This is a genomic window from Edaphobacter paludis (assembly GCF_039993895.1).
GTDB lineage: Bacteria > Acidobacteriota > Terriglobia > Terriglobales > Acidobacteriaceae > Edaphobacter > Edaphobacter paludis.
Genome location: NZ_CP121194.1, coordinates 314,655 through 333,774 on the forward strand (window position 1 = coordinate 314,655; position 19,120 = coordinate 333,774).

General features: G+C 55.4%; 11 protein-coding genes, 1 tRNA gene and 1 pseudogene. 11 read left to right on the top strand and 2 right to left on the bottom strand.

Translation table 11 applies throughout. The features are described from left to right. Positions 1 to 439: 439 nt before the first annotated feature. From P4G45_RS16910 to P4G45_RS16915, 6 genes and pseudogenes are all read left to right on the top strand, one after another. Positions 440 to 994: pseudogene (locus P4G45_RS16910) on the top strand (alpha-amylase family glycosyl hydrolase); the annotation flags it as partial. Positions 995 to 1,082: 88 nt separating this feature from the next. After that, positions 1,083 to 2,177, top strand: a complete 1,095-nt coding sequence (locus P4G45_RS01040; RefSeq protein WP_348267846.1) for an alpha-amylase family glycosyl hydrolase — start codon at positions 1,083 to 1,085, stop codon at positions 2,175 to 2,177. 563 nt (positions 2,178 to 2,740) lie between these two features. Continuing rightward, on the top strand, positions 2,741 to 3,823 hold the full coding sequence (locus P4G45_RS01045) for a LacI family DNA-binding transcriptional regulator (protein ID WP_348267847.1): 1,083 nt from the start codon (positions 2,741 to 2,743) through the stop codon (positions 3,821 to 3,823). Between the two features lie 309 nt (positions 3,824 to 4,132). After that, positions 4,133 to 7,621 carry a TonB-dependent receptor gene (locus tag P4G45_RS01050; protein WP_348267848.1) on the top strand — a complete coding sequence of 1,163 codons (3,489 nt, stop codon included), beginning with the start codon at positions 4,133 to 4,135 and terminating at the stop codon, positions 7,619 to 7,621. Between the two features lie 61 nt (positions 7,622 to 7,682). Next, on the top strand, positions 7,683 to 9,161 hold the full coding sequence (locus tag P4G45_RS01055; RefSeq protein WP_348267849.1) for a sulfatase-like hydrolase/transferase: 1,479 nt from the start codon (positions 7,683 to 7,685) through the stop codon (positions 9,159 to 9,161). Between the two features lie 190 nt (positions 9,162 to 9,351). Then, positions 9,352 to 9,528, top strand: a complete 177-nt coding sequence (locus P4G45_RS16915; protein ID WP_373694173.1) for a tyrosine-type recombinase/integrase — start codon at positions 9,352 to 9,354, stop codon at positions 9,526 to 9,528. 134 nt (positions 9,529 to 9,662) lie between these two features. On the opposite strand, the gene P4G45_RS01065 is transcribed toward P4G45_RS16915, so the two are convergent. Further along, a tRNA-Phe gene (locus tag P4G45_RS01065) sits at positions 9,663 to 9,737 on the bottom strand. A 208-nt stretch (positions 9,738 to 9,945) separates the two neighbouring features. Between P4G45_RS01065 and P4G45_RS01070 the strand changes: the two genes are divergently transcribed. Beyond that, positions 9,946 to 11,616 carry an adenosine deaminase gene (locus P4G45_RS01070; protein ID WP_348267851.1) on the top strand — a complete coding sequence of 557 codons (1,671 nt, stop codon included), beginning with the start codon at positions 9,946 to 9,948 and terminating at the stop codon, positions 11,614 to 11,616. 3 nt (positions 11,617 to 11,619) lie between these two features. On the opposite strand, the gene P4G45_RS01075 is transcribed toward P4G45_RS01070, so the two are convergent. Beyond that, positions 11,620 to 13,980 carry a TIM-barrel domain-containing protein gene (locus P4G45_RS01075; RefSeq protein ID WP_348267852.1) on the bottom strand — a complete coding sequence of 787 codons (2,361 nt, stop codon included), beginning with the start codon at positions 13,978 to 13,980 and terminating at the stop codon, positions 11,620 to 11,622. A 239-nt stretch (positions 13,981 to 14,219) separates the two neighbouring features. Here P4G45_RS01075 and P4G45_RS01080 point away from each other — a divergent pair, with 239 nt between their 5' ends. From P4G45_RS01080 to glgP, 4 genes are all read left to right on the top strand, one after another. Beyond that, complete coding sequence (locus P4G45_RS01080; protein WP_348267853.1) at positions 14,220 to 15,131, top strand: alpha/beta hydrolase; 912 nt, start codon at positions 14,220 to 14,222, stop codon at positions 15,129 to 15,131. Positions 15,132 to 15,242: 111 nt separating this feature from the next. After that, positions 15,243 to 15,536 carry a hypothetical protein gene (locus tag P4G45_RS01085; RefSeq protein ID WP_348267854.1) on the top strand — a complete coding sequence of 98 codons (294 nt, stop codon included), beginning with the start codon at positions 15,243 to 15,245 and terminating at the stop codon, positions 15,534 to 15,536. A 3-nt stretch (positions 15,537 to 15,539) separates the two neighbouring features. Next, positions 15,540 to 16,922, top strand: coding sequence for an aminotransferase class I/II-fold pyridoxal phosphate-dependent enzyme (locus tag P4G45_RS01090; protein ID WP_348267855.1), 1,383 nt, complete (start codon positions 15,540 to 15,542; stop codon positions 16,920 to 16,922). Positions 16,923 to 17,094: 172 nt separating this feature from the next. Then, positions 17,095 to 18,897, top strand: coding sequence for an alpha-glucan family phosphorylase (gene glgP, locus P4G45_RS01095; RefSeq protein WP_348267856.1), 1,803 nt, complete (start codon positions 17,095 to 17,097; stop codon positions 18,895 to 18,897). The last annotated feature ends 223 nt before the right edge of the window (positions 18,898 to 19,120 follow it).

A 19,120-nucleotide genomic window follows, 5' to 3' on the forward strand; every position in this document is an offset into this window, starting at 1 on the left:
ACTCTATCCGGCCTCGACACCGCGCATAACTACCCTCAGTTCACCAATCCATGCTCCAGCCACAAAGACGGAAATTTTGGATGATCAACCTACCGGCCAGCACTCTGAGCGTGAGCTTCCGACTGCCTGCGCTTCACCTTTTACCCCACGCGTCATTCCTAATCGGGGCTGCTCTGTGAGCAGCGCCATTCTTTTCGCGGTCTGGGCAAATCGTCATTCCCTAAACGGAACATAATCGCTCGGTCGGGTTTTTCCGTCTCCAGAAATGCCCCGTTGGCAAGGACAGTCACTCATGGTGAATATGAAGACCCGGTGGAATACTCTCTGCGGCGCGGCTCTGCTCTGCATCGCTTCTTATGGCTTCGGACAAGCTGATCGCGGCAAACCCGTCATTCAGAGCATCGACCCGCCGGACTGGTTCGTACAGCTTCCTGACCCAATGCTGTTAATCCACGGAACAGGCCTGGCCGGCGCGAAGTTTTCAGTCCAGGCCCACGGTGTCCGCTTCGACCACGCCCAGGCCTCATCCAATGGGCACTGGGCCTTCGTCTGGCTCAAGACCTCCACCGCCCCGCCGCAAGTCATCGAGATCACGGCTACAAATGCGCAGGGCAATGCATCGCGTGCGTATGCCCTTCACCCGCGAACGGAGGCCCCTGCAGCTCATGCTGGCTTTTCGCCTAAAGACGTCATCTATCTGGTAATGACGGACCGTTTCGCCGACGGCAACCTGGCTAACGATCAGCCTGGATACGACCGCGCCGCCAGTCGCGGATGGCACGGGGGCGACTTCGCCGGCATCGAGCAGCATCTCGATTATCTGCAGGAGCTCGGTGTCACGGCTCTCTGGACCACGCCGGTCTACGACAACGGACTGATGCCGCAGTCGTACCACGGCTACGCGGCGGTCAATCTGTACGATGTAGATCATCACTTCGGCACTCTGGAAGAGTACCGGCATCTCGCCGCCGCGCTGCATGCCCGTGGCATGAAGCTGATCATCGACCTGGTTCCCAATCACATCGGGGTGCAACACCCCTTGGGTCAAAGATCCTCCCACCCCCGACTGGTTCCATGGAACGTTGGCAAATCACAAGCGATCAGCCGGCAACTTCAACGACCTCGTCAACCCCCATGCCACGCCCGCCAGCTCCCGCGACTTGACCGAGGGTTGGTTCACCGACGAGATGCCGGACATGAATCAGGAGAATCCGCTCGTCTCCAAATATCTGATACAGAACGCGCTCTGGTGGGTCGAGACCGCACATCTCGACGCCATCCGCATCGATACGTTTCCTTACGTAGGCCGCGCCTTCTGGCACGACTTCGACGCCGCGCTTCACCATGCCTATCCCAACCTGACGACAGTTGGTGAGATCTTCCACCGCGACCCGACCATAACCTCATTCTTCGCCGGCGGGCGCGAACATGCAGGAATCGACACCGGCTTGGACACGCCGTTCGACTTCCCTGTCTACTTTGCCGTCCGGGATGTCCTCGCCGGCAACAAACCCATGACCGATCTTGCCGCCACTCTGCGGCAGGATTCCCTTTACCCGCACCCGGAACACCTGGTTCAGTTCTTTGGCAATCACGACACGACCCGCTTCCTGACCGCTGCCGGAGGATCGCTTCCGCGACTCAAAGAGGCGCTCGGCCTCCTTGCGACGCTGCGGGGTACGCCCGAACTCTATAGCGGAGACGAGATCGCAATGGAAGGTGGGGGAGACCCGGACAACCGTCGCGATTTTCCCGGTGGATTCCCGCCAACGGGACCGAATGGGCAATCGTCAGCCTTTACCGCCTCTGGGCGGACGCATGACCAGCAAGAGACCTTCGTATGGACGGCAGCGCTGTTTTCTGTACGCAAGTCACACACAGCGCTTCAAGGTGGGGCACAGCAGGATCTATTCGTTGATGACTCCAGCTTCGTCTATATTCGAACGAACTCTTTGAAAGGGTGTAGTTCGGCCCACGACAAAGATGCGGTTGTCGCCGTCGTCAACAAGAAGGCGGAACCCCGTATTTTGCTCATACGAAGTGCCGATACTGCGTTGGCTGGGTGCAATCAGTTCGAGCCTCTCGCCCCGGCGAACCTTGCGACAGCAAGGAGTGAGGGCGGCTCTGTATCCATTTCGATCCCGGGAGAGTCGTTCGCGATGTTCAGCGTTCGCTAAGAACCTTTATCACGACGGGCAGAGATGTCCGATGCAGAATTGGCGGAGGTGGCCTAATGCAGACCATTCTTCGCATCTTTAAACAGGCGACAGTTGAGCACACTTGGGAGATGGCCACCATGGCGGTAGTGTTGCAGGAGTATGGCAACTAGTGTTCTTCCTCATCGCCAACAATCCAGTTCGCTTTCGTCCCATGATCATTCCTATGATTGCCGAGAAGCTAGCCTCTTTCGCGTCGATCTTCAATATTTGGCTCGGATAGACATTACGTCTTCGAAATTCTTGAATTAACTTGAGTCCGCTAGACGTATGTTCCCAAGTCAATGATCTGAGAAGCAGACGAGCTGATGCGGTTCGAAACATCTTGACATATTGTGAACGGATTAGTTCACCGTCAGGCTGAACCATCGCACTGAAGACCCTGCTTCCTTCAACCATCAATACTATCGATATAGACCTCACGCCATCCTCAAACAAAAAACCTATCCAGAGCAAGCATCAATGTCACCAATCTTTTGAGACGTCCCGGCGTATGCTATTCATGACAAAGCCACTATCTATAGATGACCTCAAAAATAAAAAACAACACTGAAAAGCCAACTTCCGGCATTCGGGCGATTGCTGAGGAGTTAGGAATCTCCATTGCAACTGTAGACCGCGCACTTCACGACCGTGGGCGAATCAGCGAAAAGACTCGCGCTCGTGTACTGCAAGTGGCGGAGCAATTGAACTACCACCCAAACCGGGCTGCGCGTGACCTGAGGCTAAACCGGCGCTTTCGGGTTTCCATCAATTTCCCGACGGGGATTCCTCCATTTTTCGATGCCCTACGATCCGGCATAGAGGAGGGTGCATTACCGTTTAGTTCAACACTGGACATTGAGTTCCATAGTTATAGCTTGCCGTATGATCACGCGCGGAACAGCATCCAGTCTGCTCTTGACGCATCGGTTGATGGAATCATTGCTGTTCCGCCGAATACCTTCCAGATGGCAGAGTTGGTCAGGAAGGCAAATATGAAAGGTATTCCCATCGTCTGTATTTCGACCGACGTCCCGGAATCGGGACGGCTCACTGCTATCACTGCTTATCCGTTCAATTGCGGCGCCATGGCGGCTGAAGCGCTTTTCAGTCATATGAATAAACGAGGTTCAGTCGGAGTTCTTACAGGAAATCTCGAATATCTCAATCACGCGGAAAAGGTGCGAGGATTTCGAACTATGCTTTCTCAGCTTTCGCCAGCCTTCTCCGTGGCGGCTGTCATTGAGGCGCACGATGATCCCCATGAGGCATATCAGGGAGTACGCAGGCTCCTGCAAAGCACGCCCAAGATGGCCGGGTTGTACATCAGTACAGCGAACTCTATCTCCGCGCTAACAGCCCTGCGTGAGGCTGGTCGACTGGATAGCGTCGCCGTTGTAACGACAGATCTTATTCCGGAGCTTGTTCCTTACCTCCGAGAAGGCATCGTTAAGGCGACGATCTATCAGTGTCCCGAAACGCAGGGAAGCCTTGCGATTCGGACCCTATATTGGTATTTATCCGAAGGAATGAGACCGCTCCATTTCATTGGCGTGATTCCTCAACTCATCATCAGAAGCAATCTCGACCTCTATATAAGCACCAATAAATATATTGCTCGTTAAACCGCCAACCCCGATCGCCTAACAGATTAAATTCAGAGTAGCGTCTCAACGCCGCTTCTTTTCAACCTTAACCTGCCACGGCATGCAGCGAAACGTAGGAAAAGGAAATAAAACATTGACAATGAAGTTTTGTTTGCGGTAACGTCCCCTCATCGCAAAAGACTACTGAAGTGTATCCGTTTTCATAAGAAATGGAGCAGCGATTCGGCTACGTTTCACGTTGAACACGAATCAAACGATCGCCATTTAGAAGGGACTATGAACGTGCCAATAAGGAATGCATCGAATAGAGTCATCCACATCTGTCTAATGTTGCTGCTTGCGGTTCTCTGCGGGGCTGCGTTGTTAGCACCGGCGCCAATTTTCGGACAGATGGATCAGGGGACCATTACAGGTGTAGTGCAGGACGCCTCCGGTGCGGTCATTTCTCAATCCAACGTTACGCTCACCAGCATTGATAGCGGACTCGTATTGAAGGAAACAACGGACGCAAACGGCGTCTACACTTTCTCTCCCATCAAAATTGGGAATTACACCATAAGCGCGAACTCAGCGGGCTTTTCGGTCACGACACAAGAGCACATTCATCTTGACGTGCAGGCCAGATTGAATATTGTGCTCATATTAAAACCGGGCGCTGTGACGGACACTGTCACCGTAAGTACTGCTCCGCCACTGTTACAGACGCAATCGGGCTCCGTCGGACAAGTGATGAGCACCGAAGTTATTAATAACATCCCGTTGAACGGGCGTAACGCAGTTTATGTAGCGCAATTGGCGGCAGGTGTGGTGCAAGGTGTAGGAGGAAGAGGCGTAGGCACTGGGGACTTCTCCGCCAACGGACAGAGGCCTACACAAAACAACTTTATTTTGGATGGTATCGACAATAACACCGCGGTCCCCGACTTTTTAAGCGGATCGAGTTTCGTTGTGAATCCCCCACCGGATGCTCTCGCTGAATTCAATATCCAAACCAATAGCTATAGCGCAGAGTTGGGCCACTCGGCGGGCGCGGTGATGAATACAAGCGTAAAGTCGGGAACAAACCAAATCCATGGAAGTCTATGGGAGTACATCCGCAACACAGCATTTGACGCGAAAGATTTCAATGCGAAGACCATTCCTGCGTATCACGAGAACCAATTCGGGGCTACGCTGGGTGCCCCAATCCTCAAAAACCGGCTGTTCTTTTTCGGCTATGCCGAGGCGAACCGTATTGTCTTTGGACAAACATTTACCCAATCTGTTCCTACTCCACTTATGCGAATGGGAAATTTCTCGGAGCTGCTGAAGCCCTCACTCACTTCGCAGGGAGCCGCTGTCACGCTCTATCAACCTGGCAGCGCCGGAACGCAACTGCTTACATGCAATGGCCAGCAGAACGTAATCTGCCCAAGCAACATTAATCAAGTTGCGCTCAATCTTTTGAAGCTCTATCCGCTGCCAAATACAAACGGTGCAAATTTATATAACAACTATGTGGACAACACAAACGCCGTAGCGAATAGCTGGCAATGGGGCACGCGTCTGGACTGGAATATAAGTCCAAAAGATCAAACATTCGTCAGGTTTAGTTATTTGAATGCGCCGAGCAACTATCCGGCACCGCTCGGTCCTATTCTTGACGGAGGTGCGTACGGTGCAGATGGGAAAGTGATCAATCAGGCTGATAACCTGGCCTTCAGTGAAACCCATCTGTTTTCCCCAACGCTGATTAATGAAGTTCGTTTTGGTTATAACTACGGCAACTTCGGTTTCCAGCAAGCAGCATTCAATACGCCCGATCTTGCCGCTTCTCTGGGACTGGGAGGTATTCCCAGCGGAGGACCGCTGGGCGGGGGATTGCCGCTTGTAACACTATCGGGAATAACGGGTTTTGGACAGCCCGGCTACTATCCAAACCATAAGAGTGAAGACGTATACGAAATTCTCGATAACGTGACGAAGATTCTCGGAAATCATTCGCTCAAGGCCGGCATCCTTTTACAGAGTGTCCGCTTTCCCTTCTTCTCTCCACCCAATGCTCGCGGCACCTACACCTTTGGCGGATTCTTTACCTCTAATCCCGGAAAGGCCAATACCGGCTTTGGGGTCGCAGATTTTCTTGAGAACGAGATGACTTCGGCATCGGTACCTGCCTACCAGCATCTTGATTTTTCGCATTGGACGCGTGGAGCCTATATACAAGACGATTGGCGTGTGACGAATAAGCTCACTCTAAATATGGGCGTTCGATATGACTACTATCAGCCACTGAAGGAAGTGGCTGGGAAGTTCGCGAACTTTTATATGCAGGCCGTCGGGCCGGCAAGCGGACAGGCGACTCTGACTTATACCAAAACTCAGGAAAATGCGCTTCTATCTCCAGTGTTTTTGAATCTGCTTGCCGCTAATCATGTAGCGGTGAACTATACGGGAAATAGTTCGCTGGTCAATGGGCAGGATTTAAATTTCTCGCCTCGGTTCGGCTTTGCTTACAGCATGGATGACAAAACAGTGGTTCATGGAGGCTTCGGTATCTTTTTCGGAGGGATAGAAAATACAGGTGGCCCGGAGACCCTGCAAAATTATCCGTTCCAGTTCACATCAAACTTTCCTCGTGCCGGTACCTGCACAGCAGGAAATTGCGCAACGAACGGTATCAAGCTTGAGACTGGCTTCTCTTCCTATCTTTCCGGCGGCCTCATTAATATGATTTCAACACCTTCATTTGCAGGCTCGCAGCCGAATATCAAGAATCCTTATACCGAGTCATACAATCTCTCCGTTCAGAGAGCGATCACAAATGATCTGGTAGCCACACTGGCGTATGTCGGTGATGTCAGCCGCCATTTGGTCGTCAATGTGAACACGAATTCGGCAGCCGCGCTCATTGATCCGCGATTGAATACGCAGACGGTTCAACCCTTTCCTGCTTTTGGCAGCGTTGCGACAAATGAGTATGCCGGTGTTTCCAGCTACAACTCGTTGCAGGCGAAGGTAGAGAAACGTTACGAAAATGGTCTTAGCTTTCTAACGACCTATACCTGGGCGCATTCGCTGGACGATGCAAGTCAACCGCTGGGAGGGATAGGGTATCGAGGAATCAATCTCATCGGAATTGGAGGCGACTACACAAACTCGCAGGCTGATGCAAGGCATCGGTTGACGTTCAATGGGTATTATCAACTGCCATTTGGTAGAGGGAAAAAGTTCTTGTCACGCGGAGGCATCGTGAACGCCCTTGTCGGAGGTTGGGCATCGGACGTGCAATTTACGGCGCAAACAGGATTTCCTTTCAGTGTTAGCACGAACCTTGGCAGCGCTGGACCAAATGGGGGAAGCGCCAACGCAATTCTGGTCCGCAATCCATTTGCTGCGGGAGGAAACCCCGATCCCAGCAATCCTTCGATTACCTGTGCATCGGTCACGCGGACCAGGGCGCACTGGTATAACCCCTGCGCGTTTGCAAACCCGGTGCTGGCCTTCCCCAATGCCCAAGTGGCAGGTAGCCCAGTAAGCACAACACGAATCACTGGGCTTGCCGCGCTGCCGTATCTGGGGGGACGATTCAATACAATCCACGGCCCTGGCTATGAGCGTGTCAATACCTCGCTATTCAAGCGGCTGCCGACCTTCCGTGAACAGTATTTCGAGCTGCGCGCAGATATCTTCAACGTGTTAAATACTCCAGCTTACGGAAACCCAAGCACGACCAGCAATGCCACGACTGGCGGCCAAATTACAGCGTCACAAACATTCCAGAGTTTCACTCCGGATGCGCGCTTCATTCAACTCTCCGCTAAATATGTTTTTTAGTTAGCGGGCAGTTTGAATGCTGGATCAACAGAAAATTTGAAGAATCTAAGGGATGGTGAGAATGAGTGAACAAGCAAAAGTGAGTTCATTTGCCACGCGCCGCGATTTCCTCCGTAACGCTGCTCTGGCCTCAGGTGCGGTAGCAACTGTTGCTTCAAATACCGCGACGGCAGATGTTCTAAACACGGCAGCTGGTCGGCAGCCAAATGTTCTGATGATCTGTGCTGATCAATTTCGTGCCGACTTTATAGGTGCGAGCCACGAAAATCCTTCGGCAAAGACGCCGCACATCGACGCTCTGGCCAAACGTGGTGCGAACTTCAAGCAATGCATGTCGAATCAGCCACTCTGCTCGCCTTCACGAGCTTCCTTCATGACGAGTCGGTATGCAACTGAGACTGCTGTTTGGAAACTCGGCATCGAACTTGATCACTCCCTGCCGACTATCGCGTCGGAATTTCGGAAGAATGGCTACACGTCAAATTTCATCGGAAAGTGGCATGTCTCGCAGACGGACATGGCAGATGGGAAAAAACAGATGGGATGGATTCCACCAGGTCCATCGCGCGGCGGGTTCGACGATCTCTGGGAAGGCGCGAATGTACTCGAATTGGTCTCTCATCCCTATGAGGGTAATTACTGGGATGACAGTGGTAAAAACATCGGCTTTAAGGACGTGTACCGCGTTGACTTCATCACGAATCGAGGTGTGAAGCTGATCGAACAAAAACACGACAAACCCTGGTTCCTTTTTCTTTCGCAACTCGAGCCGCACCATCAGAATGACGTCGACGAGTTTGTTCCGCCCAAGCGGTACGAAGACAAGTATATCGATCCGTATATTCCCGAGGATTTGCGAAATTTACCGGGAAACTGGCGCTCGCGAATTCCGGGCTATTATGGCTGCGTTCAGGCGATCGACGATTGCGTCGGCACCTTGGTTGCTGCGCTCGAGAGAACCGGGCAACTTGATAACACCATTATTCTTTTTTTCTCTGATCACGGCTGTACATTCCGCACTCGGCTCGGTGAATACAAGCGCTCGCCCCACGAGTCGTCAATTCGCGTACCCTTTGTCATTGCAGGCCCGGGCTTTGACCAGTCGGCCACAATCAATGAGGTAGTCTCACTGCTCGATCTCACGCCGACCCTGCTAGATGGTGCCGGCATCAAGCCAGTCACAAGCATGCGCGGCAAGCCGTTGAAGGAATTGCTCCACGATCCGAAGGCTCGCAATGCCTGGGATTCAACAGTATATTTCCAGATCAGCCAATCGATCTGCGGAAGGGGTATTCGCACCAGTGACTGGTGCTACTGTGCTTTTGATCCCACAGTGCAGCATGGCGAAGCGGAATACAGCAAACACTATCAAGACTTTGCGCTTTACTCCATCGCCGGAGATCCAGCTGAAACGCTGAATCTCATTGGACGTCCGGAGTACAAAGAGATTGCAAACGAGCTGCGCGCGGAACTGCTTAAACGCATCATCGCGGCCGGTGAGCCGGAGGCGACCATTACGCCAATTCACTACTACGCATAGGTAATATGCATAGGTAATATTACGAAGCAATCCCAATGGCCGCCGACGTCAGCCAAGGCCGATGACGAGCTGTCCCGCGCCGCTTCGACGCCCGACGAGACCAGACGAAGTTCATTGACACTGAGAACCCGCAACGAGCTGTCGCCAGCGACTGGAGGGAAGTTTTGAGGCCCTGCTCGAAAGAGCGAAGATTCACGACTTCTGGTTCCCTGATCTGCGTCACACCTTTGCGTCCTGGTACATGATGAACGGCGGTGATCTTTACGAACTGGCGAAACTGCTTGGTCATGCCAATATCAAAATGACCGAAAGGTATGCAAAGCTGGACGCGCGCATATCACCAAGACCGGCAATACGGCCAAGGTGATATGGAGCATGTTAGATAAGAAGAAGCCCGAGCAGGAAGAGGGCGACCAGACCGACATCGCTTGAGCGATGGTCGGGTATTGGTCGTGCGACTAAATCTTCAACTCTTTGGTTTTCGCTAAGTTCTTTAGAATGTGGTGGCCAGAGACGGGATCGAACCGCCGACGCCGGCCTTTTCAGGGCCGCGCTCTACCACTGAGCTATCTGGCCTTGGCATCTAACGCCTCAATCGGGGATCGCCAAGAACGCCCGTGCGTAGAATCTACATCTGCCAGCCCAGCCTTTTCAGGGGAGCCCACTCGCTGGCAGGAAGCCGGCGACGCAAACGCATTTTCAGTATAGCAACCTCAGGCCATACCGCCAACTTGCCTCCCTCGCGCTATCCTTTTTCATCCTTCAATGCCAAAGGAAATCCTCTATGCTGCCTCGCATCCAAAGCTTCGTTCCTGCCATTCTGTTCTGCCTGGTCACAGCCGCCGCTCAGGCTGCCACCCCCAAAACCTCCACCGCACGACAAGAGCAGCGAGCTACCCTGGCATTCAACACCGCGAAGAAAAATCCCTTGCAACTCCGCGCCTTTCTCGTTCGAATGCCCAAAGGCGCCGACCTGCACATGCATCTCAGCGGAGCTATCTTCGCCGAAACATTTCTTAAGGACGCCGCCGCCGACCTCCTCTGCGTCAACCCGAACACTCTCAGCTTCACCAAAAACGTCGGCACCACCCGCAGCCTCGCCCCGCAGCCCGTCTGCAGCAACGGCGATGTCCGCGCCGAAAGCGTCTTCGCCGACCAGCATCTTTACGACGCCCTCGTCGACTCCTTCTCCATGCGTAGCTTCATTCCCAGCGCCGGCATCAGCGCCCACGACCACTTCTTCAGCACCTTCGACCGCTTCGGCGGCATCCACAAATCTCATACCGGCGAATGGCTCAACGAAGTCGCCACCCGAGCCGCCGCGCAAAACGAGCAGTACCTCGAAATCATGGAGACGCCCACCTTCTCGAACGCCGCGAAGCTCGGCTACGCATTAGGCTGGCCTACTGGAACCAGCCTACTGGTCGGAACGACCGGGCAAAAGGAAGTCACCCCCGAACAGCTAGCGAAACTTCGCGATGCATTGCTTGCTGGCGGCCTGCGCGACGAAGTCGCCACCGACCGGAAGGAGCTAGCCGATGCCGAGGCGAAGCGCAGCGCAATTGAAAACTGTCCCACCATGCCACAACAGACGAATGTATCGATTCCATCTGGAGACTCGATTGGCGAAGGACACAGTACCTCCTGTTCCGTCAAAATCCGTTTCATCTATCAGGTCCTTCGCGCCTTCCCGCCACAGCAGGTCTTCGCGCAAACTCTCCTCGGCTTCGAACTAGCGTCACAAGACCCCGACGTCGTCGGCATCAACTTCGTCCAGCCCGAAGACGCCTTCTACTCCATGTCCGAGTACCACCGCCAGATGCAGATGCTTGACTATCTCCACACCATCTACCCCCGCGTCCACATCACCCTCCACGCCGGAGAACTCGCCCCCGGCCTCGTTCCACCCGCTGGCCTCCGCTTCCACATCCGCGAGGCCGTCGAACTCGGTCACGCCGAACGCATCGGCCACGGCGCTGACATCATGTACGAAGATAATCCCAAAGCATTATTAAACGAGATGGCCGACCATCACATTATGGTCGAGATCAACCTCACCTCGAACGACGTCATCCTCGGCATCGACCCGGCCCACCACCCACTGCCGATCTACCTCGCCGCCCACGTTCCCGTCGCTGTCTCCACTGACGACGAAGGCGTCTCTCGCATCGACCTCACCAACGAATACATACGCGCTGCCCGCGACTTTAACCTCAGCTACGCCGATCTAAAGAACATGGCTCGCACCTCACTCGAACATAGCTTCCTCCCCGGCCCAAGCCTATGGCGGCAACCCGACAGCTTTACCCGCACCAACCCAGCCTGCGGCGCCCAGCCGTTAGGAGCAGAAAAGCCAACCACCAAATGCCAGGCGTTTCTCCAATCCAGCGAAAAGGCCGCCGAGCAATGGAAACTCGAACACCGCTACCAGCTATTCGAGTCCACCTTGCCATAGCAACTATCTTCGAATAGAAATAGCGGCCCCCGAATAGCGAACCGTCTTATCAGGCCGCGAAACCAGCGCCTCTCCCGCACCATGATCGTGACCGACCCAGACAATCTTAAAAGCCCGCTCCTTCGGCATCCCCGGATACTCCCCCTCACGCGCTCCAATCGTTAGCGTCTTCGCCGCTTCATCCCAGCGAATCGGAATGACGCTATGCATCCCCTTCTGGTAGTCATAATTATTCCCTTCATCGTTATAGAGATTGAAGCTGCCATCCGCACCCGTATATACGCGCAGCTCCATCGGACCATCCGGAGCTTCATCGGCATACTCAATCTCCGGCCCCATCGGCACAATCGACCCGGCCCGCACATAAAGCGGAATCCGATCCAGCGGAGCCTCCGCCTCGATCCACCCTCGTCCGGCAACAGTATCGCCAGTCCAGAAGTCATACCAGACCGGCGAATCCGGCAGATAGACATCGCGGTGCGTAGCGCCCTCTCGCATCACAGGATTCACCATCAGTGCAGGCCCGAACATGAACTGGTCGCCGATGTTCCATGTCTTCTCATCCCCACGCCAATCCATCACCAGCGGTCGCTGAATCGTGTAGTCCTCATTCGTCACCCGCCAGGCCACCGAGTAGATATACGGCATCAGCCGATAGCGCAGCTTGTCATACTTCAGCAGAATCGGTTCAACCTTGTCATACGTCCACATCTCGTTATGGTCGCGATGGCCATGCGTGCGAAACACAGGGCAGAACGCGCCAAACTCGAACCACCGCGCATAAAGCTGCTGATACGCAGGGTCATTCGCAGGCCGCGCAAACGGCTGAAAGTAGCCGCCAATGTCCGTCGTCCAATAAGGATTCCCCGACAGCGCAAAGTTCAGCCCTGCCGGCACCTGTCGCCGCAGATTCATATAGGTGCTGTAGATATCGCCCGACCACGTCGTCGCGCCATTCCTCTGCTGCCCCAGAAACGCCGACCGTGTCAGCAGAAACACGCGCTTCTTATCAGTCGTCTCCTTCCAGTGCTCCTGCACGCCACCCGTATGCACCAGCGGAAAGAGATTGGTATACCGCGCCCCACTGCCAATGGAGAGTTTCTTATCGCGAAGAATTGCATCGCCTGAATGCGGCCACGACTCCTCCGGCTCCGCGCTATCCAGCCAGAACGCATCCCACCCCATATCGAACAACTTACCCGCAAGGTTATTCCAATAAAAATCCCGAGCCTTGGGATTGGTCGCGTCATAAACATGTGCATCATAGATATCAAAGTGCTGCGCTGAAAGCTTCTTGAAGTTCTCCGAGTCAGGATCGAACAACCCCCACACGGAAAGCATCGCGTGGAAGTGCTCATCATGCAGCGTCTTCAACTCGCCGCGCACATCGGGAAAATTTTTGTTGAAGACCGGATCGCCTTCCTTCTGCCACCAGAACCAGTCCTGCACAATCCCGTCGATAGGGATATGCTCCGCCCGATACCGCTTAGCGACATCCAGCACCTCCTGCTGCGAGACATACCTGTCCTTTGATTGAAAGAACCCATAAGCCCACTTGGGAAACAGAGGAGTATGTCCCGTCAAACTGCGGTACTGATGAATCACCTGGTCAAGCTCCGGCCCATAGATGAAGTAATAGTCCACCGCATCTCCGGCCAGCGTGCTGAATGACAGCTCGGTTGGGAAGCGGTTATCGAAGTAACTCATCGAAGCCGTATTCCACATCACCGCATAGCCCTTGCTGGAAACCAGCAGCGGAATCGCTACATCGGTATTGTTCTGTCCAAGTTCAATCGTCGCCCCGCGATAGTTGAACATCCCATTCTGATGTTGTCCCAGCCCATACAGCGCTTCGGTAAAATCAGGGGCAAACCGATCGGTCACATGGTAGGTCGTCTCTCCGTTGACCTCGGCCTTCTCGTAAGTTCGCGGCTCGTTGTTACCCTCGCGCAGCAGCGATTTTCCTTGCGAATCTTTATAGGTCAGGTTCCCATTCTTCAGCGAAAATTCCACCTTCAACGCAGCAGTCGTAAGGCTCGCGCTCTTGCTATCCTGCGCAAAATGAAATGCTGAGCCAGGACACGACTTACTCGCATCCAGCATCCACGGTTCTACCGGCGAACTTGCGGCAGGGTCGCCCGGCCCTGCAATCACATGGATCACCTCGCCGTCACACACCGTAACATGCAGCGTTTCGCCGCCAATCTTTGCCGCAAAGCCGTGGGCCGTCTGTTCAACAGAAATCGCAGGAGAGACACGCGCTTGCCCCACCAGGGAACCCGAAAGGAGCAGCAGGGAACTGCAAAGAGCAATCGAAATATATCGGGCCGTCCGCCCGTTCGCTGAACAAATAATTGGCGACATCTTCCTCCTCACATCCAACGCGCCTTCCATTATGTACGACATCTCTTCCAACCCCCTGTCATCCTTCGTGCGGAGGATTTGATGTTGTCGTTGCCCGTAGTCCATCGCTAGCCACAACCTCACGTCATCTCGACCGAAGCGAAGGGGAGTGGAGAGACCCCTGTATTTCGTCTTTGCGATTTACCGCATCCGTCGCAAAACATCCGCCTCAGTTCACTAAAAGGCATTACCATGTTTCCGTGCGCACATCCCTGTTCCTCACCCTTGCTCTACTGGCCTCCGCGCCCTTCGCCTCGGCGCAAAAAGTAACTCTCCCTCTCTGGCCCAACGGAGCACCGGAGCCGTACCAGGGCAATGCACCAGAGACCGACATCACCAAACCCACCGACGCGCTCATAGCTGGCAAGCCGCTGATGCATCTCACCAACGTCAGCAAGCCAACCCTCACCGTCTATCCGCCCACTCACGTCGCGAACACTGGTGCCGCAGTCCTCGTCTTTCCTGGCGGAGGTTACAGCATCCTCGCCTACGATCTTGAAGGTACGGAGGTCTGCACCTGGCTCAACTCGATCGGGGTGACTTGTGTTTTAGTGAAGTACCGTGTCCCGTTTAAAACGCACTACCCCGCAAACGCCGCCGATCTTGAAGACGCACAACAGGCCATGCGCATCACCCGATCTCACGCAGCGGAGTGGCACATCGACCCTAACCGCGTCGGCGTCCTCGGCTTCTCCGCTGGTGCTCATCTAGCCGTAGTCCTCAGCAATCACGCCGATTACAAGCGTCCCGGCGAACCAGCGAACGAGCCCAACGCCCGCCCTGACTTTGCCCTCATCATCTATCCCGGCTATCTGACCGATGCACCAGCCCTCGACAAACTCGCGCAAGGCATCGACCCGACTTCAAACACGCCGCCAACTTTCCTGCTTCAGGCTGAAGACGATCCTGTTCACGAAGAGAACTCCCTGATCTACTTCCAGGCATTAAAAGAGGCGAAGGTTCCCGCCGAGCTGCATATCTTCGCCCAGGGCGGCCATGGCTATGGCCTCCGCCCCACCGACCTGCCGATCACCCACTGGCCCACCCTCGCCGAAACCTGGTTGCACACCATTCACATCCTCGGAGGTCCAGCCGCATCGCCGAATCCATAAACGGCATGATCGGTAAATCCCTTGCTTTGAATGGGCGGGACTTTGGTCGGCGGCGCCATGATCTTTATAGCGACCTGATACATCCGCGCTAAACTCATCACGAGAGAAACTATGAAAAAGCTACTGTCCACCGTTCTTCAGTTCGTCATGTTCCTTCTCGTCTATGCCATTGGTTCGCTGTTTCCGCCCTTCCACATTCAGCGCATCCTCATCGCCACGCCAACCTACAGCCGCATCTTCATCATGGATGGCCTCCTCATCGCGCTGGCACTCTACATCCTCATCGTTCTGGGCGAAACCCTGATGAAGCGCCGCTGCCAGATCACATGGACGACCATCGCCTTCGTTCTCGCCATGGTTTTTGGCTACCTCATGAAGTTCGGCTTTATCACCCACGAGTTCTAGCGTATGGCTGAACCCTCAAACAAATTCTTCCAACTCCTCGCTCAAGCCCAGCACCGCCTCGACGAGTCCTTCGCGCACCTTCCCTCCTCTCCCGCGCCGCCACTGGACGAAGCTGCTGTCACCATCCTCAATGAAGTGGCAGTCAAGCTCCACGACAACTATCCCTACGCCCATCCGCTCTACGCCGGGCAGATGCTCAAGCCGCCGCACCCCATCGCCCGCGCCGCGTATACGCTGGCCATGTCGGTCAATCCCAACAATCACGCCCTCGACGGTGGCCGCGCCAGCTCCGCCATGGAGATTGAAGCGGTCGCCGCCATCGCCAAGATGTTCGGCTGGCCCGAACACCTCGGCCACCTCACCGGCGGAGGAACCTTCGCCAACCTCGAAGCCCTCTGGGTTGCAGGACACCTCGCTCCCGGCAAATCCATCGCCGCCTCCGATCAGGCTCACTACACTCACAGCCGCATCTCCAGCGTCCTCGGCCTGCCCTTCACCGAGATCCCATCCGACAACACCGGGCGCATGGATCTACTTGCACTCGAGGCTCTTCTCCAAACTCAGAACATCGGAACAGTCGTTGTCACCCTCGGCACCACCGCCATCGGAGCGGTCGATCCCCTCGATGAGATCCTGAAGCTTCGGCAGCGCTACAACTTCCGCATCCACGTAGACGCCGCTTACGGAGGCTACTTCACCCTCGCTAGCAACCTCTCCCCCCAGACCCGAGCAGCCTACGACGCCATCCCTCAAGCCGACTCCATCGTCATCGACCCGCACAAACACGGCCTCCAGCCCTACGGCTGTGGCTGCATCCTCTTCCGCGACCCCTCAGTGGGTCGCCTCTACAAACACGACTCCCCCTACACCTACTTCTCGTCCAAGGACCTTCACCTCGGCGAGATCTCTCTCGAGTGCTCCCGCGCCGGGGCCTCCGCCGTAGCCCTCTGGGCCACCCAGCAGCTACTCCCCTACAGCCCCGGCGGTACCTTCGCCCAGAACCTCGAATCCAGCCACCAGGCTGCCCTCGAACTCCATCGCCGCCTCACCTCCAGCCCCCATTTCATTACACCGACCGCGCGTCCAGAACTGGATATCGTATTTTGGGCAGTAAATTCCGCGAATTCTCAACTTTCTTCTGCCCTCGCCCAGCAAATTTTCGACGAAGCCGCCAGACACGATCTTCACCTTGCCCTGGCAACCGTTCCCATCCGCCTGTTCCCCTCCGGCACCTGGCCTCAAGCTGAACAAACGGAAACAATTACCTGCCTCCGTTCCGTGCTTATGAAGCCCGAGCATCTCGCCTGGATCGAGCAGATCTGGCAACGTCTTACCGCCGCCGCAAGCGCGTCGATAGCTGTCAATACCCCGTGGGAACTATGTTGAATGCTATTTTCCCCGTTGCTTCTTTGGTAAAATAACCAAGACTTGAGTTACCGCCTTAAGTGAGCGGGTTGAACGTCGTGTTTTCTCAGCGACTCCGCCGATAACTGCGTCACCCCCGGCACCCGGCAATGACCACACGAGTGGCAGCCCGGATGAGAAAAGGAAGTACCACTTGAGCCTCTCCAACGCGCTCAGCACCACGACCGCCGCACTCAATCTCCCTTCCCGCACCATCGCGTATTTCTCTATGGAAATCGCTCTTGCCCCGGCCGTACCCACCTACTCCGGTGGTCTCGGCATGCTGGCTGGCGACACCCTCCGTTCCGCAGCCGATACCTGCCGCCCGATGGTGGCAATCTCGCTGGTGCACCGCCGCGGCTACTTTCGCCAGTGCCTCGACGATGTAGGGCAGCAGACCGAAGCAGATGTCCCCTGGTCGCCCGAAGCCACTCTTCCCAGCGCCAATGAGATCATCACTCTCACAGTGCAGGGGCGGCCTTTGCTGGTCCGCGCCTGGCGCTTCGACGTCGTCGGCGTCACCGGTCACATCATTCCTGTCTTCCTTCTCGACACCGACATCGAAGGCAACGATGAGTGGGACCGTCACCTCACCGACCATCTTTACGGCGGCGATACCTACTATCGCCTCTGCCAGGAGACCGTTCTCGGCCTCGGCGGCGTCGCTCTCCTCCACGCCCTCGGCTGCAAGCCCCATGTTTATCACATGAACGAGGGCCACGCCGCCCTCCTCAGCATTGGCCTCCTCGAAGAACACCTCGCTGGAAATTCCCTTCGTGACGCGCAGGAGATCGACCTTGAGGCAGTGCGCCGCCAATGCGTCTTCACCACTCACACTCCCGTTCCCGCCGGTCACGACCAGTTCGGCCTCGATCAGATGTACCAGGTCCTCGGTCACGATCGCGCCACTGCCCTCGAGCACTTTGGCTGCCTCCACAACGGCCTCATGAACATGACCTACATCGCCCTGCGTTTCTCGCGTTACGTCAACGGAGTCGCGATGCAGCACGGCAAGGTCTCGCAGCTCATGTTCCCCAACTACAAGGTTCACTCGATCACCAATGGAGTTCACGCCGCCACCTGGGTCTCTCCCGCCTTTCAGGAACTGCTCGACGCCGAGATTACGAACTGGCGCACCGATAATCAGTATTTCCGCTCCGTGTACGGCATCGAACCAGCCCAGATTGCTGCCTGTCATCTCAAGGGCAAGCAGCACCTCTTCGAAGTTCTGGCCAAACGCACCGGCCATCATTTCAATCCTTCGGTTCTTACCCTCGGCTTCGCCCGTCGCGTAGCGACTTACAAGCGTGCCAGCCTCCTGCTCGAAGACGCCACCCGCCTCGTGGCCATCGCCGAGAAGATCGGCGGGCTCCAGATCCTCTATGCCGGCAAGGCCCATCCAGCTGACAACGCCGGCAAGGGGCTCATCCGTGATGTCTTCGCCGCAGCGGCTCATCTCAACTCGAGCGCTCTCAAGATCCACTATCTCGAAAACTACGACTGGGAATTAGGCGCTCTGCTCACCCAGGGCGTAGACGTCTGGGTCAACACCCCGCGACGGCCTTATGAAGCTTCGGGAACCTCCGGAATGAAAGCCGCGCTCAACGGAGTTCCGTCGCTCTCCGTGCTCGACGGCTGGTGGATCGAAGGCTGCGCCGAAAACGTCACCGGCTGGGCCATCGACGACGCTGAAACAGAAACTGCCGAGGCTACCTGTCTCTACGACAAGCTCGAGAAGCACATCGCCCCCATGTACGCGAATCCCGCCGCCTGGGCGCGGATGCAGCAACACTGCATCGCCATCAATGGAAGCTTCTTCAATACCCACCGCATGTTGGCGCAGTACTTCCGCAACGCCTACTTTCCCTTTACAACCACGGACAACGCCACGTCACCAAGTTCACCCGTCAACGAGCCAGCCGTAGGAGCGCTGCTCAACGAGCCCGCTCTGGCCTAACCACTGGCTGGTTCTTGGGTCTCCTTCAGGTAGGACAGGGTTACTATTGATGTTCCACGTGGAACATCAATAGCCGATCTATGCTAAAATCCGCGATTCCATTTTATGAAAGCGCAGTCCTCCCAAAAATCCAACGTCCAAGTTCGAGTCTGACGCGAGATAGTCGGTCGAGGCAACCATCACGGAAATCGCAGGTGGGTAAGGCATCTCACTCTCAGACCTA